This window comes from Streptosporangium sp. NPDC087985 (assembly GCF_044741965.1).
Lineage (GTDB): Bacteria > Actinomycetota > Actinomycetes > Streptosporangiales > Streptosporangiaceae > Streptosporangium.
The window spans coordinates 76399-102765 of the sequence record NZ_JBIUTQ010000007.1 but is presented as its reverse complement, the minus strand read 5'-3'; the positions used below and the strand labels follow the sequence as shown (position 1 = coordinate 102765).

At 70.5% G+C, this 26367-nt stretch carries 21 protein-coding genes; 2 read left to right on the top strand and 19 right to left on the bottom strand.

Going from position 1 to position 26367, the window contains the following annotated elements; translation table 11 throughout:
- Window positions 1-16: 16 nt before the first annotated feature.
- The 12 genes from glyA to thrC all read right to left on the bottom strand — a co-directional run bounded on the left by glyA (window position 17) and on the right by thrC (window position 13305).
- Window positions 17-1282 (bottom strand): serine hydroxymethyltransferase, encoded by a 1266-nt coding sequence (glyA, locus tag ACIN94_RS16585; protein WP_400706150.1) that lies wholly within the window; start codon window positions 1280-1282, stop codon window positions 17-19.
- Window positions 1283-1359: 77 nt separating this feature from the next.
- Window positions 1360-1740, bottom strand: a complete 381-nt coding sequence (locus ACIN94_RS16580; RefSeq protein WP_400706147.1) for a hypothetical protein — start codon at window positions 1738-1740, stop codon at window positions 1360-1362.
- A 16-nt stretch (window positions 1741-1756) separates the two neighbouring features.
- Window positions 1757-3076 carry a hypothetical protein gene (locus tag ACIN94_RS16575; protein WP_400706144.1) on the bottom strand — a complete coding sequence of 440 codons (1320 nt, stop codon included), beginning with the start codon at window positions 3074-3076 and terminating at the stop codon, window positions 1757-1759.
- Window positions 3077-3183: 107 nt separating this feature from the next.
- Entirely contained in the window at window positions 3184-3858 is a 675-nt protein-coding gene (locus tag ACIN94_RS16570; protein ID WP_400706141.1) for an L-threonylcarbamoyladenylate synthase, read from the bottom strand.
- Between the two features lies 1 nt (window position 3859).
- Complete coding sequence (prmC, locus tag ACIN94_RS16565) at window positions 3860-4714, bottom strand: peptide chain release factor N(5)-glutamine methyltransferase (RefSeq protein WP_400706138.1); 855 nt, start codon at window positions 4712-4714, stop codon at window positions 3860-3862.
- A gap of 9 nt (window positions 4715-4723) precedes the next feature.
- Window positions 4724-5776, bottom strand: a complete 1053-nt coding sequence (gene prfA / locus ACIN94_RS16560) for a peptide chain release factor 1 (protein ID WP_400706135.1) — start codon at window positions 5774-5776, stop codon at window positions 4724-4726.
- A gap of 111 nt (window positions 5777-5887) precedes the next feature.
- Entirely contained in the window at window positions 5888-6106 is a 219-nt protein-coding gene (gene rpmE / locus ACIN94_RS16555; RefSeq protein WP_400706132.1) for a 50S ribosomal protein L31, read from the bottom strand.
- 329 nt (window positions 6107-6435) lie between these two features.
- On the bottom strand, window positions 6436-7080 hold the full coding sequence (locus tag ACIN94_RS16550; RefSeq protein WP_400706129.1) for a response regulator: 645 nt from the start codon (window positions 7078-7080) through the stop codon (window positions 6436-6438).
- Between the two features lie 12 nt (window positions 7081-7092).
- The gene (locus tag ACIN94_RS16545; RefSeq protein WP_400706126.1) at window positions 7093-8412 is read right to left on the bottom strand and encodes a sensor histidine kinase; all 1320 of its coding nucleotides are present in this window, start codon (window positions 8410-8412) and stop codon (window positions 7093-7095) included.
- 212 nt (window positions 8413-8624) lie between these two features.
- The gene (rho, locus tag ACIN94_RS16540; protein ID WP_400706123.1) at window positions 8625-10658 is read right to left on the bottom strand and encodes a transcription termination factor Rho; all 2034 of its coding nucleotides are present in this window, start codon (window positions 10656-10658) and stop codon (window positions 8625-8627) included.
- A 465-nt stretch (window positions 10659-11123) separates the two neighbouring features.
- Window positions 11124-12113 carry a homoserine kinase gene (locus tag ACIN94_RS16535; protein WP_400706120.1) on the bottom strand — a complete coding sequence of 330 codons (990 nt, stop codon included), beginning with the start codon at window positions 12111-12113 and terminating at the stop codon, window positions 11124-11126.
- 133 nt (window positions 12114-12246) lie between these two features.
- A complete protein-coding gene (gene thrC / locus ACIN94_RS16530) occupies window positions 12247-13305 on the bottom strand; it encodes a threonine synthase (protein WP_400706117.1) in 1059 nt (352 codons plus the stop codon).
- Window positions 13306-13517: 212 nt separating this feature from the next.
- Between thrC and ACIN94_RS16525 the strand changes: the two genes are divergently transcribed.
- Window positions 13518-15062, top strand: coding sequence for a glycosyltransferase (locus ACIN94_RS16525; protein ID WP_400706114.1), 1545 nt, complete (start codon window positions 13518-13520; stop codon window positions 15060-15062).
- 61 nt (window positions 15063-15123) lie between these two features.
- On the opposite strand, the gene ACIN94_RS16520 is transcribed toward ACIN94_RS16525, so the two are convergent.
- The 7 genes from ACIN94_RS16520 to ACIN94_RS16490 all read right to left on the bottom strand — a co-directional run bounded on the left by ACIN94_RS16520 (window position 15124) and on the right by ACIN94_RS16490 (window position 24582).
- Complete coding sequence (locus ACIN94_RS16520) at window positions 15124-16848, bottom strand: glycosyltransferase (RefSeq protein WP_400706111.1); 1725 nt, start codon at window positions 16846-16848, stop codon at window positions 15124-15126.
- On the bottom strand, window positions 16845-17966 hold the full coding sequence (locus ACIN94_RS16515) for a glycosyltransferase family 2 protein (RefSeq protein WP_400706108.1): 1122 nt from the start codon (window positions 17964-17966) through the stop codon (window positions 16845-16847). Before ACIN94_RS16515 ends, ACIN94_RS16520 begins: the two co-directional genes overlap by 4 nt.
- A 39-nt stretch (window positions 17967-18005) precedes the next feature.
- The gene (locus ACIN94_RS16510) at window positions 18006-18821 is read right to left on the bottom strand and encodes a polysaccharide deacetylase family protein (RefSeq protein ID WP_400706105.1); all 816 of its coding nucleotides are present in this window, start codon (window positions 18819-18821) and stop codon (window positions 18006-18008) included.
- A gap of 175 nt (window positions 18822-18996) precedes the next feature.
- Window positions 18997-20289: a homoserine dehydrogenase gene (locus ACIN94_RS16505; protein ID WP_400706102.1), complete on the bottom strand. Its 1293-nt coding sequence runs from the start codon at window positions 20287-20289 to the stop codon at window positions 18997-18999.
- Between the two features lie 61 nt (window positions 20290-20350).
- Window positions 20351-21733: a diaminopimelate decarboxylase gene (gene lysA / locus ACIN94_RS16500; RefSeq protein ID WP_400706099.1), complete on the bottom strand. Its 1383-nt coding sequence runs from the start codon at window positions 21731-21733 to the stop codon at window positions 20351-20353.
- Between the two features lie 202 nt (window positions 21734-21935).
- Window positions 21936-22595, bottom strand: coding sequence for a DALR anticodon-binding domain-containing protein (locus tag ACIN94_RS16495; protein ID WP_400706096.1), 660 nt, complete (start codon window positions 22593-22595; stop codon window positions 21936-21938).
- 22 nt (window positions 22596-22617) lie between these two features.
- Complete coding sequence (locus ACIN94_RS16490; RefSeq protein ID WP_400706093.1) at window positions 22618-24582, bottom strand: hypothetical protein; 1965 nt, start codon at window positions 24580-24582, stop codon at window positions 22618-22620.
- Window positions 24583-24653: 71 nt separating this feature from the next.
- Here ACIN94_RS16490 and ACIN94_RS16485 point away from each other — a divergent pair, with 71 nt between their 5' ends.
- Window positions 24654-26312 (top strand): asparagine synthetase B family protein, encoded by a 1659-nt coding sequence (locus tag ACIN94_RS16485; protein WP_400706090.1) that lies wholly within the window; start codon window positions 24654-24656, stop codon window positions 26310-26312.
- Window positions 26313-26367: the final 55 nt, after the last annotated feature.

The following is a 26367-nucleotide window of genomic DNA, read 5'->3' as shown; positions in this document are numbered from 1 at the left end:
AACGACACAGAACAGCTCATAGTTCGCTGGGATAAATCTGATGGATCTCTGTCAGCGCCGCCACCCGCTCCCTGATTTCACCCATCGTGTCAGGGTTGCGGATGACCTGGGCCACCATCGAGGCGACCTCCTTCATCTGCTCGGGCCCCATCCCCTGGGTCGTGACGCAGGGGGTGCCCACCCGGATGCCGGACGTCACCGTGGGGGGCTCGGGATCGTAGGGGATCGCGTTGCGGTTCAGGGTGATCCCCGCTGCGGTGCACCGCTGCTCGGCCACCGCACCGGAGATCCCGATGTCCCGTAGGTCGATCAGGGCCAGATGGCTGTCGGTGCCTCCCGAGACGGGCCGCATGCCCTCCGCGGCCAGCGCGGCGGCCAGCACCTGGGCGTTGGCCACCACCTGATGCGCGTAGTCGGCGAACTCCGGCTGGAGTGCCTCACCGAACGCCACCGCCTTGGCAGCCACCGCGTGCATGAGCGGACCTCCCTGAGTGAACGGGAAGACCGCCCGGTCGATCCTGGCCGCCAGCTCCTGCGTGCACATGATGGCGCCGCCTCTCGGGCCACGCAGCGCCTTGTGCGTGGTGAAGGTGACCACGTCGGCGTACGGCACGGCGGAAGGCATCGCCTTCCCCGCCATCAGGCCGATGGTGTGGGCGACGTCGGCGAGCAGCCAGGCACCGACCTCGTCCGCGATCCCCCGGAATGCGGCGAAATCGATCTCGCGTGGGTAGGCCGTGGCGCCACAGATGATCATCTTGGGCTGGTGCCGGAGCGCCAGCTCCCTGACCTCGTCGTAGTCGATCAGCTCGGTGTCCCTGCGCACGCCGTACGCGACGACGTCGAACCACCGGCCGGAAAAGTTGACCTTGGAGCCGTGGGTGAGATGGCCGCCGTGGGACAGCGCCATGGCCAGCACCGTGTCACCGGGCTGGAGCAGCGCGGCATAGGCGGCCAGGTTGGCCGAGGCGCCCGAGTGGGGCTGGACGTTGACGTGGTCGGCGCCGAACAACTGTCTGGCGCGGTCGATCGCGAGCTCTTCGGCCCGGTCGACGACCTCGCAACCCGCGTAGTAGCGCCGGCCGGGATATCCCTCGGCGTACTTGTTGGTGAGCGTCGATCCGAGCGTGGCGAGCACGGCGGGCGAGGCGAAGTTCTCGCTCGCGATGAGCTGGATGCCGCCGCGGAGCCGATCGAGCTCGTCGAGGAGCATGCGTGCGACCTCTGGGTCCTGCCTCTGCAGCAGCCCGAAGTCGGGCCCGTAGTACGGTTCTGCGCCCATGGCTCACATCCCGGGGACGACGACTCACCCCACTGTAAGCCCGGCCGCCCCGGTTTTCCGAAGTCAGGGGCGCGTCGTCACGAGAATGCGTGCGGGGCCCCGGCGTTCACGGGCACCCATCTCTCGGTCCTTTGCTCCTGTTCGTTGATCGAGGTCAGAATCGCCTGCCGGTAGAGGCGGAGGCCGGTGCGCCACTGGGCCATCTCCTCCACGTAACGCCCCGACACCGGGGCGTCCCACACTTCTCTGTCCGTGGCCCGCGCATAGGCTTTTTCCATACTGGCGGCCAGGGCGTCGAGCATGGGGAGCACCTGCTGCCAGGTGGTGACCAGCCTCTGGTAGTCGGGGTTGAACTCCCATGCCGTGGCCCTGTCCGGAGACGGCAGAGCGGTGCTCGCCGGAGTGGGCGGCATCTCCCCCTGCTGCAGCGGCTGCGGTGCGGGCGGATCCACGAACATCACATACTCCTCACGCTCACTGCCCGCCCGGCTGTCCACCGGGTGGCGGAATCGGCCGCAGCGGGTCTCCCGGATCCACGTCGGCCGCCTGACCGCCGGGCTCGATGTCCAGGGGCGTCCACACACCCTCGCCCCATGTCTCCCCGTCAGACACCCACACGCCGGGCATATCCATCGGCTCGATGCCGCGCGCGTTGCCGGTGAGCGTCTTAGCCGCGTCCATGTCCGGAGAGGCCGTCCGGACCGAGACCGCTTCGGTGCCGTCGTCCGCCCACCACGCGGCCGACTTCCCGACCGTCGCCTCGGAGTGCCGCGTCTCACCGCTCTCAGGGAGAGTGCCGGTTGAGGGGATGTCCGTCTCCCCTCCCGTGCCCGGCGGCTGGATCGTCTGGTCGGGGACGGGCTCGACCGTGTCGGGGATGGAGATTCCGGAGTCGGTCCACGTCGGTGCCTGAGCCGGCTCGATCTGACCGGACGGCAGGCCCGCGAGGTCGGAGACGCCGCCGGTCGCGGGCGTGTCCAGCGGCGGGATGCCCTCGATCTTCTTCAGCAGTTCGGTGACCTCCGCCGCCGTGGGCGAGTCGAGCGGGATCTGCAACACCCTCACCCCGTCCACCGCCACGACCCTCGGCTTCATGTCGCCACGCTGGTCGATGTCGTCGGGGTGGTCCTTCTGCCAGGTGTCCAGGATCTCGATGCCGGCGGTGTTGCCGCCGCCCCTGGGCGAGCGCTCGTCGCCCTTGGAGCCGGTATCCCCCTTGGGGTCCGGATCGCCACCGGAGACGCTCTCGTTGCGGGGCGCGGGGTTGTCCTGGGGCGCGTCGGGGGTGGAGCCCCTGTCACGGGGAGATGTCTCGTCGCCCTTGGAACCGGTGTCCGGCTTGGCGTCCGATCTGGTGTCCGCGACTGAATCCGGTCTGGCGTGCGATCCGGAATCCACCTTCGCATCAGACTTACCATGCGACCCGGAATCCACCTTCGCATCAGACTTACCATGCGACCCGGAATCCACCTTCGCATCAGACTTACCATGCGACCCGGAATCCACCTTCGGGTCCTCGGCCTTCGGCCCCCCCGCCTGCGGCTCGGCCGGAGGCCTCACCTCGTGCTTGATCTTCTTCTCCAGCAGCGTCACACGGCCGGTGACATCGCGGACCATCACGTCGCACGCGTCGGCGATCCGCGACGGACGGTGGGAGGAGTGCGAGGAGAGACCCGCCCGGCTCATCAGCTGGGTGACCTGGGCCTCGACCTCCCGCATCTGCGCGGACGCCTGTTTTACCTCGGACAGCAGATCACGGACCAGTTTGGGGTCCATTCCGTCGAACTTGCCCATGGAGGTCTCCCGGAAGTGTCGGCGGACTTTACGGTACCGGGGAGACCGCCTCGCGTCACGGGGATAATCAGACAGCATGGATCATGGCCTAAGCCATGATCCACCGCTCAGTCGTCGGACTCCGGACCCGCGTCCGTCGCCACGTAGCCGATGATGCCGCGCAGCTTCTCCACCGGGATGGCTCCACGGCGCAGCAGCCTGGGCACCGCCGTGGTCAGATCGAGGATCGTCGAGGGAACGTTGTCGGCGCACGGGCCACCGTCGAGGTAGACCGCGACCGAGTCACCCAGCTGCTTTTCGGCGTCCGCCGCCGTGGTGGCGGCAGGGGCACCGGAGCGGTTGGCGCTGGACACGGCCATCGGGCCGGTCTCCTTGAGCAGCTCCAGGGTGATCGGGTGCAGCGGCATCCGGAGGGCGACGGTGCCCTTGGTGTCACCCAGGTCCCACGACAGCGACCGGTTCGCGCGGCAGATCAGCGTGAGCGGGCCAGGCCAGAAGGAGTCGATGAGGTCCTGACCGTACGGGCCCAAGTTCTCCACGAGGGCGCCGGCGGCGCGCACGGTGCCGACCAGCACGGGCACCGGCATGTCCCGGCCACGCCCTTTGGCCACGATCAGCGAGGTGACGGCGGCCGGCGTGAAGGCGTCGGCGCCTATTCCGTAGACGGTGTCGGTCGGGAGCACCACCAGCTCGCCCCGCCGTACGGTTGACGCGGCGTCGGTCAACCCGGCGGCTCGCTGCTCAGCGTCTGTGCAGTCATAACGTCGACTCACGCGTGCCATCCTATTCCTGGCCGAATCGGGCGGTGACGAAGCGGTCTCTGCGGGTGAGGTCCTGGCGGCTGCGGACGTCGCGCCAGCCGTTCTCCTCGGAGAAGATGAGATAAACCGGGGTGCCCTGCTCGTCGGCGTGCTCCACGGCGACGAACCCTCCGGCGCGCAACAGCCGCCTGGCGGTCCGTTCCACCGCTCTGACCTCGTCGAGGCCGTCGCTGCCGGAGCCGTACAGCGCCCGGTGCGGGTCGTAGTCACGCACCTCGGGATCACGGGGGATCGCGCCGGGCGGGATGTAGGGCGGATTGGAGATGACCAGGTCCACCCGGCCGTCCAGCTCGGACAGGGCGTCGGCCAGGTCCTCCGGGTGCAGATGGACCCGGCCCTGACCGTGCTCCAGGATGTTGCGCTTGGCCCAGCGGTAGGCGTCGGGGTCGACCTCGACCGCGTGCACCGTGGCCAGCGCGACCTCCTGGGCGATGGACAGCGCGATGGCGCCGGAGCCGGTGCCGAGGTCCACGACGACCGGAGAGGCGACGTCCATCTCCCGCAGCCGCTCGATGGCCCACCCCGACACGACCTCGGTCTCCGGCCGTGGCACGAACACGCCGGGCCCGACCTCCAGGGACAGATAACGGAAGTAGGCACGCCCGGTGATGTGCTGGAGCGGTTCGCGGGCCTCACGCCGGGCGACACCCTCCCAGAACAGCGCGTCGAAGTCCGCGTCCGTCACGGTGTGCAGCTCGCTGCGCCGTACACCATGGACAAACGCGGCGATCTCCTCGGCGTCGGTGCGTGGCGACGGCACACCTGCCTCGGCGAGCCGGGCGGTGGCGAGGGCGATCTCGTCCAGCAGAAAGGTCATGGGCGCGTTCTATGAGTGGGCGGCGAGTTTCTCCGCCATCTCGGCGTCGAGCAGGGACTGGATGACGGCCGTGAGGTCGCCGTCCAGCACCTGATCAAGGTTGTAGGCCTTGAAGCCGACACGATGGTCGGAGATGCGGTTCTCGGGGAAGTTGTAGGTACGGATGCGTTCGGAGCGGTCGACCGTCCGGATCTGGGACTTGCGCTCGGCCATCGCGGCGGCGTTGGCCTCCTCCTCGGCGATGGCCTGCAGGCGGGCCCGCAGGATGCGCATGGCCGACTCCTTGTTCTGGAGCTGACTCTTCTCGTTCTGGCAGGAGGCGACCACGCCGGTCGGGATGTGCGTGATCCGCACGGCCGAGTCGGTCGTGTTGACGCTCTGGCCTCCGGGACCGCTGGACCGGTAGACGTCGATACGGAGGTCGTTCGGGTCGATCTGGACGTCGACCTCCTCAGCCTCCGGATAGACCAGGACGCCCGCGGCGCTGGTGTGGATGCGGCCCTGCGACTCGGTGACCGGCACCCGCTGAACGCGGTGCACTCCGCCCTCGAACTTCAGCTTCGACCAGACGCCGTCGTCGCCCCTGGCCTTCAGCGCGACCGTGACGTCCTTGTAGCCGCCCAGGTCGGAGTGGGTGGCGTCGATGAGTTCGGTCTTCCAGCCCACCCGCTCGGCATACCGCAGGTACATCCTCAGGAGGTCACCGGCGAACAGCGCCGACTCCTCACCGCCTTCGCCCGCCTTGATCTCCATGATGATGTCCTTGTCATCGTTGGGATCACGCGGGATGAGCAGGTGTCTGAGCTTGTCCTCCAGCTCGGGGACGCGGCGCTCGAGCTCTCTGGCCTCCTCGGCGAAGGCCTCGTCCTCGGGCGCCAGCTCCCTGGCCGTGGCCAGGTCGTTCTGGACCCCTTCGAGCTCCCGATGGGTGGTGATGATCGGGGTCAGCTCGGCGTAGCGCCTGCCGAAGTTACGTGCCTGCGTCGGGTGGGCGTGCACGGCGGGGTCGGCGAGCTTGAGTTCCAGCTCGGCGTACTCACTGAGCAGCTCGTCGAGATTCACCGTGCGTCCTTCCTGAAACCTACGGAACCTGCCTCATCACCACGAACGCCGACCCAGGCGCACCCCTCGTAGAACACGGGGGGGTGGTTCCGGGCCGGCGTCGAGTGGGGGCTACTGGCCCGCGGTCTTCTTGCCGAAGCGCTTCTCGAAGCGCGCCACCCGGCCGCCGGTGTCCAGGATCTTCTGCTTGCCCGTGTAGAACGGGTGGCAGGCGGAGCACACGTCGGCGTGGATCACGCCGTTCTTGGCGGTGCTACGAGTGGTGAAGGTGTTACCACAGGTGCAGGTCACCTCGGTGGTCAGGTATTCCGGGTGAATGTCGGGCTTCATGGCTTCAGTTCCTCTCCAAAGCGCGGTCGCCGGGTCGCCACTGTCTCTCGCCTGTCAGGCTTGCGCGCGGTGTGCACACTGAGGTGCGCGCGGGCGGGAACCGGAACCGCTACGGTTCGGCTACCAGTGTGCCAGATGCTCCAACCATCCCAGGCCACAAGACATTCCCCGCCCGCACGACCTGGGCCCATAGCCGGGGAACGGCGGCCCACCTAGCCCCGGTGGCCCAGTCATGGCTTTACCCAGCCTTCACCTTGGCAGGAGCCGGACGAGGGAGGGAGCCCGGTCGCCTCCGGCCCCGCAACAAGGGCTTCCGGCGCCGGGCGCTCTCAACTCCCCAGGTAGGCGAGCACGGCCAGGACCCGGCGATGGGTGTCGGAGGCGGGTTCGAGGCCCAGCTTGGCGAAGATGCCGGAGATGTGCTTCTCCACCGCGCCATCGGTGACGGCCAGGCGCGCGGCGACCGCCGCGTTGGAGCGGCCTTCGGCCATCAGGGCCAGGACCTCCCGTTCCCTGGCGGTCAGGGAGTCCAGCGGATCGTCCCGGCGGTGGCGGCTCAGAAGCTGCGCGATCACCTCGGGGTCGATGACCGTCCCCCCTGACGCCACCCGGCGCACCGCGTCGAGGAACTCCGCCACGTCGGCGATCCGCTCCTTGAGCAGGTAACCGACCGCCGCCGCTCCCCCGCCGATCAGCTCGGTGGCGTACTGCTGCTCGACGTACTGCGACAGCACCAGGATCGGCAGGCCCGGCCGCCGCGACCTGACCTCCAGGGCGGCACGCAACCCCTCGTCGGTGTGGCTCGGTGGCATCCGCACGTCCACGATGGCCAGGTCGGGACCGTGCTCGGCCACCGCGGTCACCAGTCCGGGGCCATCTCCCGCCACCCCGACCGTCTCGATCCCGCCGTCGGCCAGCAGCCGGGCCAGCCCCTCACGTAACAGCACCGAGTCTTCGGCGATCACCACCCGCATGGGCTCAAGTGTTCACCACTCGCAGGGCAGTTCGGCGCGGATCAGCGTGGGGCCGCCGGGCGGGCTGTCCACGTTCAGGGTGCCGTCGATGGTCGCGGCCCGGTCCGCCAGGCCCGCCAGGCCTCCTCCCACGCTCGGCACCGCGGCGCCGACCCCGTTGTCGTACACCTCGACGACCACCCGCTGGTCCTGGCGGCTGACCCGGATGGATGCCTCGGTCGCCTCGGAGTGCTTGGCCAGGTTCGTCAGGGACTCGGCCACGATGAAGTACGCGATGCTCTCCACCGCTGCCGGAGGGCGGTGGGAGATCTCCACCGACAGGTCCACCCGTACGGGTGCCCGGGCCGCGAGCGAGGAGAGCGCCGCACCCAGTCCCCGGTCGGTGAGGATCGCCGGGTGGATGCCCCTCGCGAGGTCACGCAGTTCGGCGATGGCCGCCTTGGTACCGGCATGGGCCTGGGCGAGGAGCTCTCGGACTGCCTGGGGGTCGGAGTCCATCTTGGCCTGAGCCCGGCCCAGGTCCATGGCGACGGCGAGCAGCCGCTGCTGGGCGCCGTCGTGCAGGTCGCGCTCGATCCTGCGCCGTTCCGCCTCGGCCGCGTCGACCCCACGCGCCCGGCTGGCCCGCAGGTGGGCTGCCCGGGCCGCCAGCAGGCTCTTCTCCCCCGTGCCCAGCAGTGCGACACCGAGCAGCATGTGCAGCCAGGCCATCCCCCGCGTCGCGTAGATCGCGACGAAGAAGACCCCCAGCCCGATGGGCAGACAGATCAGCGCCTTCGGCACGGTGTCGATCAGCAGCCCGTCGGTGATCGACAGCGGACCGCCACCGAGCAACAGGGACGCGGGGGCGACGATCAGGCCGAACGCCAGGCACCACAGGACCATCGAGACGATGAACTCCACGGTCCCGATCGGCAGCAACAGGAGCACGTACAGAAGGTCTTTCCAGGTCGCCGGATCGACGAGCACGTCCTTCCAGTGCAGGAACAGGTTCTTACCCTGAAAGGGGCGGTAGGGGTCGCGGATCCTGACGCCGAAGGCCAGCCGGAGCAGCCTGCGCTCCAGCATCGCCGCGCCGCGCCAGACGAACATGGTCAGCGCGAGCAGGGGCACCCCCACCCACACGATCACCAGGGCGAGCGAGATCGGGATCGCCGACGCCAGGAAGGTGAAGCAGGCGATGCCGTAGAACATGCTCACCAGCATGTACGGCACGGCACGCCAGGTCATCGGGTCGACGAGCATGCCCAGCGGCCCGTTGGGCCCCAGCGGCACACGCCGACGCAGTGGCGGGCGCGCCACCCGTCGGCCGACTGCCGTCTCGGCCGTCATGAGCCCCCCTCCGGCTCAACGCGCTGCGATCACGGTCCGCACCCGGGGCGCCGTGCCAGGTCGGTCAGGCATGCCGGAGCCCAGGACGCGGTGGAACGGAACGGTCGGGCGTCCTGAGGTATGGATATCCCGGGGAGGACGGTCGCGCAAGAGCCCGGGGACGACAGACGCCCCGGCCGATGGGCCGGGGCGTGAGCCGTACAACCAGGTGATCAGTCGCGGTCGGAACTGACCGTTGTCTTCTGAACCTGGAGGAGGAACTCCGCGTTGGACTTGGTCTCCCTCATCTTCTCCAGGAGAAGCTCCAGAGCCTGCTGCATGTCCAGGGCGTGTAGCACGCGCCGCAGTTTCCAGGTGATCTGCAGCTCGTCCTTCGACATAAGGATCTCTTCCTTACGGGTGCCGGACGCGTCGACGTCCACCGCGGGGAAGATCCGCTTGTCGGCGAGCGAGCGGTTGAGCTTGAGCTCCAGGTTTCCTGTGCCCTTGAACTCCTCGAAGATGACCTCGTCCATCTTGGAGCCGGTCTCGACCAGCGCGGTGGCGAGGATCGTCAGCGAGCCGCCGTTCTCGATGTTGCGCGCGGCGCCGAAGAAGCGCTTCGGCGGGTAGAGCGCGGTCGAGTCGACACCACCGGACAGGATACGGCCGGAGGCCGGAGCCGCCAGGTTGTAGGCCCTGCCCAGACGGGTGATCGAGTCGAGCAGCACGACGACGTCGTGGCCCAGCTCCACCAGACGCTTGGCCCGCTCGATGGCGAGTTCGGCGACCGTGGTGTGGTCCTCGGCGGGGCGGTCGAAGGTCGAGTGGATGACCTCGCCCTTCACCGACCGCTGCATGTCGGTGACCTCTTCCGGACGCTCGTCGACCAGGACGACCATCAGGTGGCACTCGGGGTTGTTGCGGGTGATCGCGTTGGCGATCGACTGGAGCACCATCGTCTTGCCGGCCTTGGGCGGGGAGACGATGAGGCCACGCTGGCCCTTACCGATCGGCGCCACCAGGTCGATGATCCGGGTGGTCAGGACGTTCGGCTCGGTCTCCAGGCGGAGCCGCTCCTGCGGGTAGAGCGGGACGAGCTTGTTGAAGTCGGGCCGCTGCCTCGCCTGCTCCGGGTCCATGCCGTTGACCGTGTCGAGGCGGACGAGCGCGTTGAACTTCTCGCGGCGCTCACCGTCGCGGGGCTGGCGGACGGCGCCGGTGACGACGTCACCCTTGCGCAGGCCGTTGCGGCGGATCTGGGCCAGCGAGACGTAGACGTCGTTGGAACCCGGCAGGTAGCCACTGGTCCGAACGAAGGCGTAGTTGTCGAGGATGTCCAGGATGCCGGCGATCGGGATCAGGACGTCGTCGTCGGCGACCACGGGCTCGTTGCTGTCGAAGCGGTCACGGCCGCGACGGTTGCGCTCCCGGAACCGGCCACGGCGGCCACGGCGGTCATCGTCGTCGCCCATACCGTGCTGGTCGCCCCGGTCCTGCGGGCCCCGGTTCTGCGGGCCGCGGTCACCGCGGTCGCCGCGGTCACTGCGGTCACTGCGGTCACTGCGGTCGCCACGGTCGTTGACGCGCTCGCCGCGCTCGCCGCGCTCGCCGCGCTCACCGCGGTCGTTGCGGTCGTTGCGGTCGCCTGCACGCTCGCCGCGGTTCTGGCCCGCGTCGGCGGCGCGCTGGTCGGTACGGCTGTCGCCACGCTCGCGGCGGTCGCCTGTACGCTCGCCGCGGTCGGTGTTGCGGCTACGGCGGTCACCGCGCTCGCGACGGCTCTCACCGCGCTCGGCGCGGCTGTCGGGCTGACCGGCGTCGGCCTGCTGCTCCACAACGGGAGCGGCCACGGCCACGGGCTCGGGCGCCGAGGGCGCCTGCTCGGTCACGGGCTCGGCGGCTGCGGGACGGGAACGTTCCCTGCGGCTGCGGGCCGGACGCTCGGCGACCGGCTCGGCCGCGAGGGGCGGGGCCGCCTGGGCCGCCGGCGCTGCCGGAGCCTCCTTGACGGCGGCGGGAGCAGGGGCGCTCTCACTTGACACGCCCTGCTTCTCCTGGATGGCCGCGATGAGCTGGCTCTTGCGCATCCGCCCGGTCCCGCTGATGCCAAGCCCGGAGGCAATGGCCTGCAGCTCGGGCAGCACCATGGCGGACAGGCCGGTGCCGGAGCGACGGCGCGGCCTGGCCGCGGCGCGGGTGGGGGTGTCGCCGACCGTCGGCGTTGTGCCGGCGGTGTCGGAGAGGAGTTCGGTGGTGTCGCTCACTAATGGGTCCTTCCCAGGGGTCGGGCGTGGCCATGATCAGCCAATCGTCCCGGTGGTGCGATCGGCCCAGTGGGACAGACCGGGCCGGGTTGCACGTTGCGATCCTCGACGGTCCTCGCGGGCCGTCGCCACTGTTGGAGAAGGGCACATCCATGCCGTCACCATCGAGGTTCGTCGACGGTGGGGCCTGGAAGACACCCCCCGGATTGCTACCGGCAACCAGGTGTCGAGGTAGTTCGAACGCGCATGTCCCCTCAAACGCCGCCTCTCGTTGCCCCAACCGAATGTGGAGCATTCGGAGGGGACGGATTCGGGGAGGCCACTGCGGCACTCGTGCCTCACGGAGCGAGACACGATGCAGCGATGCGTGGCTGACAAGCACGCACCCAACAAGGGGGCACCTGGTGCGGCTATCAGCCTAACATCACCAGCGCACACAGCTATTCCCTGAAGGTCGAAGAGGTATCAGCGTGTCTCGGAGGAGACAACGCACGCACCGCGGGTTTCGACATCCAGTGGCTGGATGTGCCAATCAGTACCCACTTCTGGTGCGATCAAATCCTGCGTATCCACAGTCGAAAACGCAAGAATTGTGGGACCTGCTCCCGAAACAACTGTAGGGACGCCGATCCCGCGCAGACGTTGTACCAGATCCGCACTCTGCGGCATCGCAGGCGCGCGGTAGTTCTGATGCAACCGATCTTCGGTGGCGGCCAGCAGCAGTTCCCGCTCCGGCCGTCCGGTCAGTACCGCGACAAGCAGCGCGGCCCGCCCGGCGTTCACGGACGCGTCGGCGTGGGGCACCTCCCTGGGGAGCAGCCCCCGTGCGACCTCCGTGGAGAGCCGGTGCCTGGGGATGATGGCCACGGGCCGAATATCGGCATGTGGAATCAGTTTCACCATATGCGGTGTATCCAACTGGTCCATCCAGGAGATGGTCAGCCCACCCGCGAGACACGGCGCCACATTGTCCGGATGCCCCTCGATCTCGGTGGCCAGCGCGAAGACGTCGTCGTCGGTAAAGGGCCTCGGCTGCGGATGGCCGGAGACGGCACCGTCCGGGCCCGGCACGGCCGGATACGGCATGCCGGCCAGTGCGCGGGCGGCGAGGATCCCCGCGCAGATCGCCGCGGAGGAAGATCCGAGACCTCGCGCGTGCGGGATGCGGTTGAGGCAGTGCAGCCGGATGCCTCGCGGCTGCGGGGCTCCCATCCGGTCGAAGGTCGTCCGCATCGTCTTCACGATGAGGTGGCTCTCGTCCAGGTCGAGCTCGCCCTCCCCCTCGCCCTCGACTTCTATGACGACGCTCCGGGGGTGGGGACTTCCGGAGGGGTCCACCAGGCTGACCTCGATCTCGTCACAGAGACCGAGGGCCAGTCCCAGCGTGTCGAACCCGGGGCCGAGGTTGGCGGACGTCGCCGGGACCCGGACGACGACCTTGCTGGTGTCGATCATCGAGATTCTGGGGCGCGAGCCCCTGGCTTAGCCATGGGGAGGGAGCCCCTCCTCCTATCTACCTTGTTCGGTGGGGTGCCCGGGCGGCCACTGGACGCGTCCCGCAGGCCGGGACCGTCAGGGGCCTGGAAATCTATTCGAGTCCGAGGGCCGCGGCCGCGGCGCGGACGTCGATGGGGACCGTCACCGGCGTGGGCGCGCCGGAGATGGCCCAGTCGGGATCCTTGAGCCCGTTTCCGGTAACCGTGCAGACGACACGCCGGCCGGGCTCGACGAGGCCCTGCTCATGGGCCTGGAGGAGGCCCGCCACGGCGGCGGCGGAGGCGAGTTCGACGAACACGCCCTCCTCCTGGGCCAGCAGCTTGTAGGCGGCGGCGATCTGGCGGTCGGTGACGGCCTGGATGACGCCGCCGGACTCGTCGCGGGCGGCCTCGGCGAGCTGCCATGAGGCGGGGTTGCCGATGCGGATCGCGGTGGCGATGGTGTGCGGGTGGGTCACCGGCGCGCCGTTGACGATCGGCGCGGCACCGCTGGCCTGGAAACCGAACATGCGGGGTGTCCGGGCGGCGACGCCGTCCCGGGCGTACTCGGTGTAGCCCATCCAGTAGGCCGAGATGTTGCCCGCGTTGCCGACCGGGATGCAGTGGATGTCGGGTGCGTCGCCGAGCGCGTCCACGATCTCGAAGGCCGCGGTCTTCTGACCCTGGAGCCGGAACGGGTTCACCGAGTTGACCAGCGCGATGGGGTAGTTGTCCGACAGCTTCCTGGTCATCTCCAGGCAGTCGTCGAAGGAACCCTCGACCTGGAGCAGCGTGGCCCCGTGGACCAGCGCCTGGGCCAGCTTGCCCATCGCGATCTTGCCGCGGGGCACCAGCACGGCGCAGGTGATGCCCGCGCGGACCGCGTAGGCGGCCGCAGAGGCGCTGGTGTTACCGGTGGAGGCGCAGATGACGGCTTTCGCGCCGTCCTCGACCGCCTTGCTGATGGCCATGGTCATGCCGCGGTCCTTGAAGCTGCCGGTCGGGTTGGCGCCCTCGACCTTGAGATAGACGTCGCAGCCGGTCAGCGCCGAGACCCGGTGCGCCGGCACGAGCGGTGTGCCCCCCTCCAGGAGCGTGACGACGGGCGTCGCCGTGGTCACCGGAAGTCGGTCACGGTACTCCTCGATGAGGCCACGCCACGCCCTGGTCATGATTGCTCCTCCCGCGCAGGAATACACCATGCGCGCCCTAACCTGCTAGCTGCGGTGTTAGGCAACGAGTCTACGGGCAACGACTTCCACAGCGAGATTCGCTGTCCATCAGGTGGACAGGTCTGGTCTGATTTCCACAGAAAAACCCCAGCAAGTCCGGGTAGGGTTGACGCGGCTTGACAAGCGGTAGCGCGGACGAGGGGTATCACATAATGACGGATGGCGCAGCGGCCGACCTGCCCCTGATCCGGCACAACGACTACTCACCCCTGGCCCCGCCCGCGCTCGGCGAATGGGATCCGGCGCTCTCGGTCAGCGTGATCATCCCCGCGCACGGCAGCCAGCACCGCCTCGACCTTGTCCTCGCGGCCCTGGCCGCGCAGAGCTACCCCGGCCACCTCATGGAGGTGATCGTGGTCGACGACGGCAGCGACCCGCCGCTGCGGCTGCCGGAGATCTCCCCACCGGACACCAGGATCGTGCCGGCCGCCCCCGGAGGCTGGGGCATCGCGCACGCGGTCAACACCGGAGCCGCCGTCGCCGGAGGCGAGATCATCCAGCGCCTGGACGCCGACATGGTCGTCTGCCGCGAGCACATCGAGGCACTGGCCCGCTGGCACCACCTGACCGACTACCTGGTCACCATCGGCGCGAAGAAGTTCATCGAGGAGCCGGCGCTCTCCCCCGCCGCGCTGAACGCCAGCCTGCGCACCGGCTCGCTGGAGGCCGTCTTCGACCTGTCGGAGGCGCTGTCCAGCTCCACCGAGCAGACGATCTTCCGCACCGACGGCCTGCGGACCAGCCGCAACCCCTACCACGTGTGCACCGGGCCGACGCTGTCGATGCGGCGGGAGATCTTCCATGCCGTGGGCGGGGTCGACCCGGACGTGCTCAGGGGCTCCGACACCGAGTTCGCCTACCGGCTGGCCACGCACGGCGTGGTCTTCATCCCCGACATGGCGGCCGAGGCCGTGCACCTGGGGCTCCCCACGCAGCGCCGCAACCAGCAGCGGGCGGTCCGCGCGGTCGCCCCTTATTTCGCCCATCGCGTGCCGCTCCGTCGCGACCTGCGCAAGGATCGGGGCCGGCGGTGGCTGGTGCCGTACGTGGAGGTCGTGCTCCACATCGACGCCGACACCGGCCAGGAGCAGGTGCGGGGGACGGTGAGCGCGGCCCTCGAAGGGTCGGTGACCGACGTGCTGGTCACCCTGGTCGCCCCCTGGTCGAAGCTGCCCGAAGGCCGCCGCCCGGTGCTCGACGACCCCTTCTTCGAGCTGCGGCTGCTACGCGAGCACTTCGCCCACGATCAGCGGGTACGGCTGGCCGACGAGGTCTCCCCGACCCCCGCGCCGACCCCGTTCCGCTACACGGGCCCGGTCTCGGTGCCGCTGGGGCATGACTCGCTGGAGCGGATGATCGCCGCGGTGCAGGACGACCGGTCCGGCATGCTCGTCGTCGACCTCGGCGACGACGGCTCGGCAACGCTGGAGCGGGCGGAGGCCCTGGGCCGGGCGAGACTGCTGGACGCCGACGACGTCGCCGCCTCGATCAGGGCCACCCATGGCGTACGGCACGGCGACCGGGCGGAGTTCTGGCCGGTGAAGGCCGCCTCTCCGGTCCGGACCGCGCCGCCAGGTGATGCCCCGGCGGCCGCCCCTCGGGCCACGTCCACGCCTGGTGACAGAGAGCCTGCGGCGCCCCCGGCCAAGCCGAAGTCCTGGATCAACAGACTGCGTTCCACGGTCCAACCGGACTGAGCCGGTTCCCCGTCGCGGAGGGCACACCGGCTCCTGTGTCCCTTTCTGGGGGCCGGAGCCGTTACCTGCGGCGGGTGAGCGCCCGCTTGACCGAGGAGAGCAGGCCGGACCGCAGGAGCTTCCTGACGGCGGCCAGTTCCTTGCGCAGGCCGCCGACCTCGCGCCGCAGCGCGACCGCGCTCTTGCGCCAGCGGCCCGCCTCATCCCGCCAGCGGCCCGCCTCAGCCCGCCACCTGGTCACCTCACCGCGGAGCCGTTCGGCCTCCTTGGTGAGGCGGGCCACCTCGGCCCTGGCCTCGTACGCGCCGCGACGGCCGGTGATCGGCTGGGCCTCGGGCAGGAAGCCGTAGGTCTCGCCGTCCACCCAGAGCACCCCGAAGGTGTCGTCCACGGCGTCGTCCAGATCCTCGCCCTCCCGGACGACGATCGCGGCACGGGCGAACGCGGCGGTGCGCTCCAGCCTGGCCGTGACGATCCCCCGGTCCGAGTTCTCCGCCAGCAGCACCGAGACCAGGCCGTACCCCTCGTCCCCGGCAAGGTCGAGCAGCCGCGCGAGGCTGTCCTCCTCCGGCACCCACCCGGCGGGCAGCCTCAGCCGGTACGGCACGGCCATCCCGGCCTCCGGCCGCGTCTCCTCCGGCACCGGGTACGGCGGAGCCGTCCGCGCCACGCGGGGGGAGCCGAGCGTGAACCTCACCCGGGCCTCATGGGCGTAGTGTCCGCGGATCAGCGCCAGGTCCAGGTCCGGGTTCTTCAGCGGCGCGCGGCCCTCGGCCGCGATGTGGTCCCAGGGGCCGACGACGGTGACCACGACATCGGGCAGCGTGCCCGCGAGGACGGCGTCCACGGTGGCGCGGACCTCTCCGTAACCAGGACCGCGCTCGCCTTCCCCGCCCGGCTGCCCGGCGGGCTCGACGACCACCTCCAGGTAGGGCACCTTCCACTGCCGGGCCGGGTGGGAGCGGAGCCAGCGGTAGGACGGGATCCTGTCGGCCACGAACGCGTGACTGACCCGGTCGATCGGCGCCTTGTCGCGCATCCGCATGGTCGGGCCCAGGTGGAAGGCGCGGGCCAGCGGCTCGGGCACGAAGACCGCGCCCGCCTGGGCGAGCCGGTAGCCCATCTCGGTGTCCTGGCCGAGGATGAGCTCGGTGTCCATCGGCCCGGCCTGGGCCAGCAGCGCGGCATTGACCGAGGTGGCGCCGCCCACGTGGAGACTGAACGCGCGGTGCGGGTTGTCGGTGAGACCGCCGGTCCGCTCGATCAGGTCCAGCAGCCATGCGTGCGGCTCGGCGGGCTCGAAGAGCTCGGCCAGGTCGTCGGCGCCGGCCACCACCCTGGGATCGGGCAGCTCTGCCGGAGTGAAGCGCAGGTAGCCGGCCACCACGAGGTACGGCGCCGCGTGGTGCCAGCGCATGTGCGCCTCGACCGACCGGCGGTCCAGGACCACGTCGGAGTCCAGCCAGTGGATCACGTCGCCGGTGGCGGCCCGGAGGCCGGCGTTGCGGGCGTGGGCCCGGCCCGGGGTGGGGCAGCCGATGAGCCGGGTGTCCGCGGGCCGGATCTCGGGCAGGCGCAGCGGCGGCTCGCTGCCGTTGTCCACCACGATGACCTCGGTCAGGCCGGCGGGGTAGGTCTGGCCGGCCAGTCCGGCGAGCGCCAGGTCGAGCTTGTCCTGGTCACCGTAGGCGGGCACGACCACGCTGACCCGCAGCGACGGCGTCCAGGCTCCGAGCTCGGGAGGGATGAGGCACCGGTAGTTGTTGCCGACGATCCTTGCTGTCATGGCGTTTCCAGAATCAGGCTTGGGCGGAAGCCACGCCACTGGTTTGACGCGACACGTAGGAAATGGGCGAGCGAGAGCCGCCAGGTGTGCTCGGTGCTCACCGAACGCCGCAGCACGTAGCCGAGGCCGTGGGTGCGGTAGATGCGCGCCCCGGCGGCGTGGGCGGCCTTCAGGAGTCCGGCGTCCACCCCGCGTGGCAGCGCGGGGAACCCGCCGAGTTCGGCGAACCTGGCTCTGTCGAGCAGGATCGTGCCGCCGGCCACGTGATCGGACCAGACCTCGCTGGTGTAGTCGGTACGGCGGATCGTGACGTTCAGAGGCTCCAGGTAGAAGAACTCGGCCGCGGTGCCCACGATGTCCGCGCCGGAGTAGGACCTCGCGAGGAGAAGGTCGGCCAGGTGCTCGGGGCCGTACCAGTCGTCGTCGTCCCACTTGGCGATGTGGTCGCCGGCCGCCCGGGACGCGGCCATGTTGAGGACCTCCCCGAAGGGGACCTCCGCGCCGGCCTCGACCACCGTGATCGGCAGGCCGCACTCCTCCAGGGCCCGCCGTACCGCCCCGTGATCGGCGGGGACGCCGTGCAGGGCCAGCAGGACCTCCACCTCCACCCGCCGCTGCCGGGCGATCTGCGCGAGCGCCGAGCCCAGCAGGTGCGGTCGCATGCTGGACATGACGACGCTGACCTTGGGCGTGACCGTCCCTGCCCGGTTCCGCAGCCCGTGGCGGCGTAGCCGCACACTGTGCTCCTCCCTGCGCAGGGCGGTCACCGACCGGGGCCCGCCGTCGCCCTCCTCGGGCGTCCAGGCCGCGAGCAGGCGGGCCAGCTCGGGTTCCGCCCAGTCCGGCGAGCCGGCGGCGTGCAGCGGCACCCCGGCCGCGGCCAGGCCGGTGATCGCGCCGATCGGAACCTCTGCGGAGGGAAAACGGACGGTCAGGCCCCGCAGCGGCCTCAGGCGGGCGACCTGGGCGGCGTCCGGGCGGTCGCCGAGCGGCTCGCCGTCCGCCAGCCATCCCTGACCGGTCCAGGACAGCTCGGCCGTCTCCCCGGCTGCCGGGCGCAGGAAGCCCGCGGGAGTGGCGAGGGGGGTCTGGGAGAGAGAAGAGGGCTGCACAGGCATCAATGACATTCAGTGACAGGTAACGAGGCCGGATGGCCTCTATTCCGAGGGCAGGGGCAGGTAGCGGGCACCGATCGCGTCGTGCAAGGTCCTGACGACCGTGCCGTGGGCCTTGCGGCTCGCCAGCCAGTCGAGAAACTCGTTCAGGGTCCCGGGAGACACCGAGTAGACGCCGCAGCCGTCGCAGACACGGTGGAACACCAGGGTGACGAGTCCGCCGCCGCCCTTCTCCGCGTTGAGGACCTGCTGCTTCATCTGCCGCAGCAGCGTGTCCTCCCGGACCGAACCCGGTGTGCGGATCGCGTAGCGGTCCTTCGGGCGCAGGTCCTCGCCTGCCGGGCAGTCGGGGCACTTCCACTGCCTGAGCCCGCCGACCGCGCGGGCCGCGTCGTAGCCGCACTGCCGCGCCACCGACTTGGCGTCGGAGTCCACCGCGCCGAACGGGTAGGCGAGGGTGGTGGGCCGGTAACCCCACGCCACCAGCGTTCTGCGGTCGTCGCAGATCTGCACCCGCTGTTCGCTCCGGGTCAGCTCGGTGAGGCGGAGGTGGGTCAGCGTGTGGCCGCCGATCTCGTGGCCGGCCTTGGCGATCGCGGCGAGCTGGCGGCGGGTCAGCTTGAGGTCGCGCCCGACGGTCTCGGTATTGACGTAGAACGTCCCCCGCATGCCTCGTCTCTCCAGCATGCGGGCCGCGGACGGATGAGTGACGTCTCCGTCATCGAAGGTGAGTGAGACGACCGTCTCGGCCTTCTTCGAGGGCTCGACGGTCCCCGCGTGGGCGACCGGCGTCTGTGCCTGCGCCGCCAGGACGACCAGCACCGCCGACAACGCTCCCGCCCGACGAACAATCTTCAAGGTGAGTTGTCCTTTCGAGCGAGGGAACGGGGGCACAACAAGACCATATAAGCCAGAAAGCCCGTTAAGCCGTCCGTTACCAAACACTCAGGAACTCCACACCGTAGGGCCCCCGGCGGAACGGAGCCCAGAGCGCCCTCGCAGACCGGAGGGCGCCCTCACCCGGCCGGCGGTCCTACGAGCCGTCCTCACCCTCCACCCGCATGACGCTCACCACGTCGCGGACGATGTCCATCTCGCGCAGGGCCTCGATGGTGGCCGACAGCGCCGCGTCACTGGCCCGGTGGGTGACCAGGACGAGCTGGGCGTCGTCACCGTGGCCCTCCTGGTGGACGGTCTGGATGGAGACGTCCTGCTTGGCGAACATGTCGGCGACCCGGGCGAGCACACCCGGCCTGTCGGCGACGTCCAGGGAGACGTGGTAGCGCGTGATGGTCTCACCCATCGGGTGCACGGCCAGGTCCGCGTAGGTGGACTCCTCGGGGCCCCGCGCGCCGGCCAGCAGGTTGCGGGCCACCGCCACGATGTCGCCCAGCACCGCGCTCGCCGTCGGAGCACCACCGGCGCCGGCGCCGTAGAACATCAGCTGCCCGGCGGACCGGGCCTCGACGAAGACCGCGTTGTAGGCCTCGCGGACCCCGGCCAGCGGGTGCGTCCTGGGGATCATGGCCGGGTGCACCCGTACGCCGATGGAGTGGCCGTCGTCGGAGCGGGCGCAGATCGCCAGGAGCTTGATGACGTACCCCATCGCCTTGGCACTGGCCACATCGGCCGCGGTGATCTCGGTGATGCCCTCGCGGTGGACGTCGGCGGCCGTCACGCGGCTGTGAAAGGCGATCCCGGCGAGGATCGCGGCCTTGGCCGCGGCGTCGAAGCCCTCCACGTCGGCCGTGGGGTCGGCCTCGGCGTACCCCAGGGCCTGGGCCTCCTCAAGCGCGTCGGAGAAGGACGCGCCGCTTCCGTCCATCTTGTCGAGGATGTAGTTGGTGGTGCCGTTGACGATGCCGAGCACGCGGTGCACGTCGTCACCGGCCAGGGACTCGCGTAGCGGCCGGATCAGCGGGATCGCCCCCGCGACGGCCGCCTCGAAGTACAGGTCCGCGTTGTTGGCCCTGGCCGCGCCGTGAACGGTCGCGCCGTCCTCGGCGAGCAGCGCCTTGTTGGCCGTGACGACCGACTTGCCGCTGTTCATCGCGGCCAGGATGAGCGACCTGGCGGGCTCGATACCGCCGATCACCTCGACGACGATGTCCACATCGTCGCGGGTGACCAGTGCCTCGGCGTCGGTGGTCAGCAGGGCGGGGTCCACGTCGGCGTCCCGTTTGCGGCCCAGCCGCCGCACGGCGACGCCGGCGAGTTCCAGCGGGGTCCCGATCCGCGCGGCGAGGTCGTCGGCCTGCTCGCGCATCAGCCGGATCACCTGGGAACCGACGACACCACACCCGAGGAGAGCGACTTTCAGTGCCATCCGACCGCACTCCCCTTCTCGTCCACTCCGCTTACCCGGCGGCCCGCGGTTTCGGGTCGTTTCACAGCTGTCCTCTCAGCAGATCGTCCTCGGTCTCCCTGCGGACGATCACGCGGGACACCCCGTCCTTGACCGCGACCACGGCGGGCTTGGGAAGGTAGTTGTAGTTGTTGGCGAGCGAGCGGCAGTAGGCGCCGGTACCCGCGACGGCGACCAGGTCGCCGGTGGCCAGGTCCTGCGGCAGCCACAGGTCGCGGACCACCATGTCACCGCTCTCGCAGTGCTTGCCCACCATGCGCGAGAGCATGGGCTCGGCCGAGCTCTCGCGCGAGGCGAGACGCGCGGTGTACTCGGCGCCGTAGAGCGCGGTGCGGATGTTGTCGCTCATGCCGCCGTCGACGCTGACGTAGGTCCGCAGCCCCTCGACGTCCTTGACCGTGCCGACCTCGTAGAGCGTCACGCCCGCGAGCCCGGCGATGGCCCGGCCCGGCTCGACGGTGAGCTTGGGCACCGGAAGGCCCGCGGACTCGGCCACCTTGGCGACGATCTCCCGCAGGCTGTCGGCGATCTCCTTCACGTCGGGCGCGGTGTCACCCTCGACGTAGGGGATGCCGTAACCGCCGCCGAGGTCGAGCTCCGGCAGGACGACGCCGTGCTCCTCCTTGATCTGCACCAGCAACGTGGCCAGGCGGCGGGCGGCCACCTCGAAGCCGGCGGTATCGGTGATCTGGGAGCCGATGTGGGAGTGCAGGCCGACGAGTTCGAGCTGGGGCAGCGCGAGGATGCGCCGGGCCGCCTCGGCCGCGGCGCCGGAGCTCAGTGAGAAGCCGAACTTCTGGTCGTCATGGGCGGTGGCGATGAACTCGTGGGTGTGCGCCTCCACCCCCACGGTCACCCGGATCATGACCCGGGGACGCCTGCCGTGTTTGTCCGCCAGGAACCCCAGCCGGGCGATCTCCTCGAAGGAGTCGGCCACGATGTGCCCGACCCCGATCTCGACCGCCTTCTCCAGTTCGGCGAGCGACTTGTTGTTGCCGTGCAGCGTGATCCGGTCGGGCGGGAACCCGACGCTCAGCGCGACGGCCAGCTCGCCTCCGCTGCACACGTCGAGGCCGAGGCCCTCCTGCATGATCCAGCGAGCGACCTCGCGGCACAGGAACGCCTTGCCAGCGTAGTGGACCTCACCGCCGGCGAACGCGTCCCGGTAGTCGCGGCAGCGGGAACGGAAGTCTTCCTCGTCCACCACGTAGAGCGGGGTGCCGTGCTCTTTTACCAGGTCCCTGACATCCGTGCCACCGATCGTGATCGAGCCGCCGACGCGGTTCGACGTCCGTGGCCAGATCGTCGGATCGAGCGTGTTCAGGTCGGCAGGTGCGTGCGGAGGGCGCTCCTCAGGCCGCACTTCGGCGTGCCGGTCACCGGCGGGGTGGGCGAATCGACTCACCCGATCGAGGCTATCGGACCCGGTGATCCCCGTGGGACGAGTGCCCAACTGGCGAGACACGATCAACCGGAAAGACGCAAACTTTTCATGCCATTTATAACTTAGGCGCCATATTTTTACGCTTTTTGGCGGTCTGCACGACAGGACCGCCGGCACACGACCGCTCTCCCCCACCGTCCACGGCCCCTTCCGGGAAGATCGGTCAGAGGACCTCTGGCGCCGCCTCACCCAGCGCCGCCAGCCCCTCGGCCAGCACGTCACGCACGGCCCGGGCCTGCCGTACCCGGGCGGTGTGCAGGGCCGACGGCTCCTCGTCCCCCGCCGGCAGCGCGGGAGCCCGCTCGAACGCGTCGTGATAGGCCAGGGCGAGCTGCTCGGCGTAGGCCGCCCACCCGGGATCCCGGCTCCCCCGCCTGCTGTCCACCTCGGCCAGCGACCTCAGGACCGCCCGGTCCCATCGGCAGGTGAGTAGCTCCGGCTGGAACTCCCCGCCGACACCCAGCTCCGCCGCCCAGCGCTGTACGGCGACCGCCCGCACATGCGCGTATCTCACGACGAACCCGGGATTGCTCCAGGTCCTCGGGGAGTCGGCCCACGGCGACACCCCGCCGGAGGGCGGGGCGGGAACCGGGCCGATCTCCGCGACGAGCTCCCCCGGCACGGCCACCGCGATCTCCAGGAACCCGTCGCCCCGCACCCGGACGTCCACGATCCCCGGCAGCACGCGCAGCCGTGCCGCCATCTCCCCGGGCTCCTCCCGCCGGCGCAGCGCGGCCGGCGAGACGTAGACGGCCTCCTCGGCCCACGTCCCCTGCGGGATCGGCGGCAGGCCGAGGACCTCACCAAGCTGACCGGGCGTCACGCCTGGCAGCCTAATCCGTCCCTCAGACCAGGGCGTGGGGGGCGGCCGGGCCGTAGTCGACGAGCTGGGCCGAGCCGAGGAGCCAGCGGTCGCCGTCGCGCAGGCAGACGTAGCCGAAACGGTCCGCGGAGAAGACCTTGATCCCGTCCGTGCGGCACTGGCGCATCAGCACCTCGTCCCAGCCCTCCGAGACGTCGGCGAAGCCGATGCCCCTCAGGACGGCACGGCGGGCCAGCAGGGTGGCCCCGATGATCTCGGGGAGGTAGGAGTACTCGGCGGCCGACTGGCGCAGCATCGTGGCCGCGACGTCGCGCAGGTGGGCGTGGAAGGCCGCCTTGCCGACGATGTCGGCGGTGGTGAACAGGAAGGCACGGGCGAGATCGGTCAGGTAGTGCTCGCCGTACATGTCCCTGGCGTCCATGACCGCCACCAGGTCGCCCTGGCACAGGTCGAGGGCGCGGTTGAGCATGCCGCCGGTGGTGAGCTCGGGATCGGTGGGACGGACCACGACGTCCACCCGGTCGGGCATCGCGGCACGGGCCCGCTCCGCGGCGTCCGGAACGTCCGACAGCAGCACCAGCTGGACGACGCCCTTCTGCGGCGCGACCTGGGCGAGGGTGTGGTCGAGGTCGCCCCGGTCGATCATGATCACCGAGATGTCGAGGGTGGCCCGGGCACTCGGCAGGCCGATCGCGTCGAGCAGGTCGTCCACCTTCTCGGTCATCGTGCCGGAGGCATAGGCCTGGCGGAGCGCCACGTGGGCCCTGCGGGCGTCGGCCCCGGAGTCGTTCTGGACCTGCGGGACGGCCCCGGAGTCCGGCGCGGGGTCGGAGGAACGCGAGGACGAGATCGGCGTACCGCACGCGGCCAGCTCGGCCATCCGCCAGGCCTCCGTGCCCTGCGGGCAGTAGACGGCCCTGGGCCAGCGGTAGGAGGTGAGCACGTCCGGATACGACAGATGGCCGGGGAGCAGCTCCTCCATGGTGAGCATCCGGTCGGACCGGTCTCCGGCCAGCGGCAGCGGATTGTGCACGCGAGGCTGGATCGCGAAGGGCAGCAACCCCAGCGAGGGTGACCGGCGGCCGGACTCCGGCTCCCGGGACGCCAGGGCGGCGCCCCACGCCGCCACGGACCGGGGGAGCGCGGTGACGATGTGCTCGAACAACCCCGCGGCGTCCGCGAAGTCGCCGACGTCCCCCCGGGTGTGCCAGAAGACCGTGCGGATGCCTCGCTCCGCGCACCAGGACAGCAGCGCTCGCAGACCCTCGCCGGGCTCGCTCAGCTCCTCGGCCCACGGCCCCTGGGTGACCGACTCGACCAGCAGCAGGTGCGGGACCTCGGAGGCCAGGACCCGGGCGAAATCCTTTGGCGTGAAGCCGGTGGTCTGCCGCCACTCGTAGCGCAGCAGTGCCTCGGCGTGCGGCTCCGCGACGACGGCCGCCGTCAGGTGCGGGCGGGTGTTCGGACCGGTCGGGACGCGGAAGGGCTTGAGCCTGACCACCTTGCCGCCGACGGTCCGGGTGAACGTGGTGGCCTGGAAGGCCGCGCCGGGGGCCGTCTTGGAGGCGCTCTTGACCGGGACGGGCTGACGCTTCGGGGCGGCCGGGCGCTTGGCGGGCCGGGCGGCCCCGCGCAGGCCACGCGCCAGCCGCACCGGGTTGCTCTTGCCCGTCTTGATCGCGTCGCCGAGCCGGGACCAGCGTGCCACCTGCACCGACGACAGTTTCCACTTCGCCACCTCGGCCTGGTAGCGCTGCTCGGCCAGGTCCCTGCGGAGCCTCTCCTCCGCCGCGTGCGCCGCTTCGAGCCGTTCCTCGGCCTCGCTCAGGCGCTCCTGGACTCCGCGTAGTTCGGCTGTGGCACGCTCCGCTTCGGTGATCTTCGCCTGTGCCGCGTCGAGCAGTCTGGCCAGTTCGGCGGCCCGCTCCGCCGCAGCCACAGCCTCCCGCAACGCCAACCGTGTGCTCTCGAGTTGCTCGCCCGCCACGCCGTCCTCCGATTTCTGAGCCGGGCGAAAGGATACCCTTTGCTCAATCGCGACATAGAGGAGTCAGCACGGTGCAGTGGCCGACGTTCAATGTGAGGCCGTACGTCTGCGGCGGCATCGGCCACCTCGACGAGGCCGTCCTGGAGACGCTGCGAGGGGCCGGACCACGGGTGAGGCCCGCGCTGCGGACGCCCGAGGCGGCCCTGTTCAGCTCCTCTCCGCTGCCGCCCTACCGGAGGGACGCACAGACCTGGGCGTTCGCGTGGGGAGAGCGCCGGCCGACTGAGGCGGCGACGTGGATCAGCGTGGCGGAGGAGTTCGAGACCCCCGGCCTGATCGACGACGGGGACCGGATCTCCCTGCATGCCGGCGGGCTCGGCCTGGTGGACGTCTACTACCTGTCCCAGGGCGGGGCGGTCTACTTCTCCTCGCTGCTGGAGCCGCTGCTGGCCCTCGCGCGCACGCCGTACGAGATCAACTGGGATGCCTGGGCGTCGATCCTCCAGTTGACCTTCCCACTCCGCGACGACACCCCGTACGTCCAGGTCAAGCGGCTGGCCGGGTCCGGCGCGCTGGTCTTCGACCGGGCGTCGGGCCGGATCTCGACCGAGCGCCGGCTGCCCCGGTGGCTGCGTGAGGAGCCGTTCGAGGCGGGACGGACGGCCGGGGAGATCCTGGAGATCCTGCACGAGGTCTACAAGGGGTTCGACGGGCGGCCGCTGCTCGTGCCGGTAAGCGGCGGCTACGACTCGCGGCTGCTGTGCTCGGTCGCGGTGACCCGGGGCGCCGACGTGGAGTCGTGGACGACGAGCCCCGACGACGGCACCGACACCGACATCGCCTTCGCCCGCGCGATAACCCGCGAGCTGGGCGTACGGCACCGCGTGATCGCCCAGGACGCCGCCGCCTACCCCGACGACGCGCTGGCCGTCGCCCGGCGGCTGGAGTTCCTCACCCCGCACCACGCCTGGTACACCCCGTTCGCCCGTGAGGTGCACCGGGCCGGCCGGACCCTGGTGGACGGGCTGGCCGGGGGTCCGCTGCTGAAGAACTTCATGGTCAGCGGGGCCGCGCTGGAGGCCTCCTCGCAGGCGGAGCGGAAGACGGCGCTGCTCGGTTCCCTCTCCCTGGGCGCCCCCTCGGTCCCGTTCCTGTCCGAGGAGGCGTCGGCCTGGATCGCCTCCTCGGTCGAGGCGGCCTTCGGCCAGTCGACCTCGATGCTCAACGGGCACCGGGCCGAGCTGCCGCTGTCCGTCCTGCACACCCGGACCGCCCGGGGCATCGCCCGCTCCCCGGTCAACCTGGTCGGTCCCGAGGTGTCGTTCGCGGCGCCCTTCATGCACCCGGACTTCTTCGACGCCGCCCTCTCGGTGGGCGTGGCCCGCAAGGACAAGGGGCACTTCTACCGGGAGCTCCTGCACGCCGCCAACCCGCGGGTGGCCGCGCTGCCCTCCACCAACGTGGTCAAGCAGCCGCTCCAGCGGGTCCCGCTGCGCTCGGCCGCCGCGCCCGCGCGGGAGTACGGCCACCGGATGCTGACCCTGGTCGCGGGTGCCGTGCCGTCGCTGCTGTCGGAGCAGCTTCACGGCGTGGTCGCCGAGGGCCCCGACGCCCTGGCCCGGTTCAACGGCTGGAACGACCGGTTCTGGGTACGGAGCCTGGTCCTGTTCGGGGCCTGGCTGGGCGACTACGAGGACCGCCTGCCCACCCTCACCCCGCCCTGGAACTGACCTCTCCCCGCGCCGCCTCCCGACGGTCCACACCGCGGGCCGGAGCGTACGACCC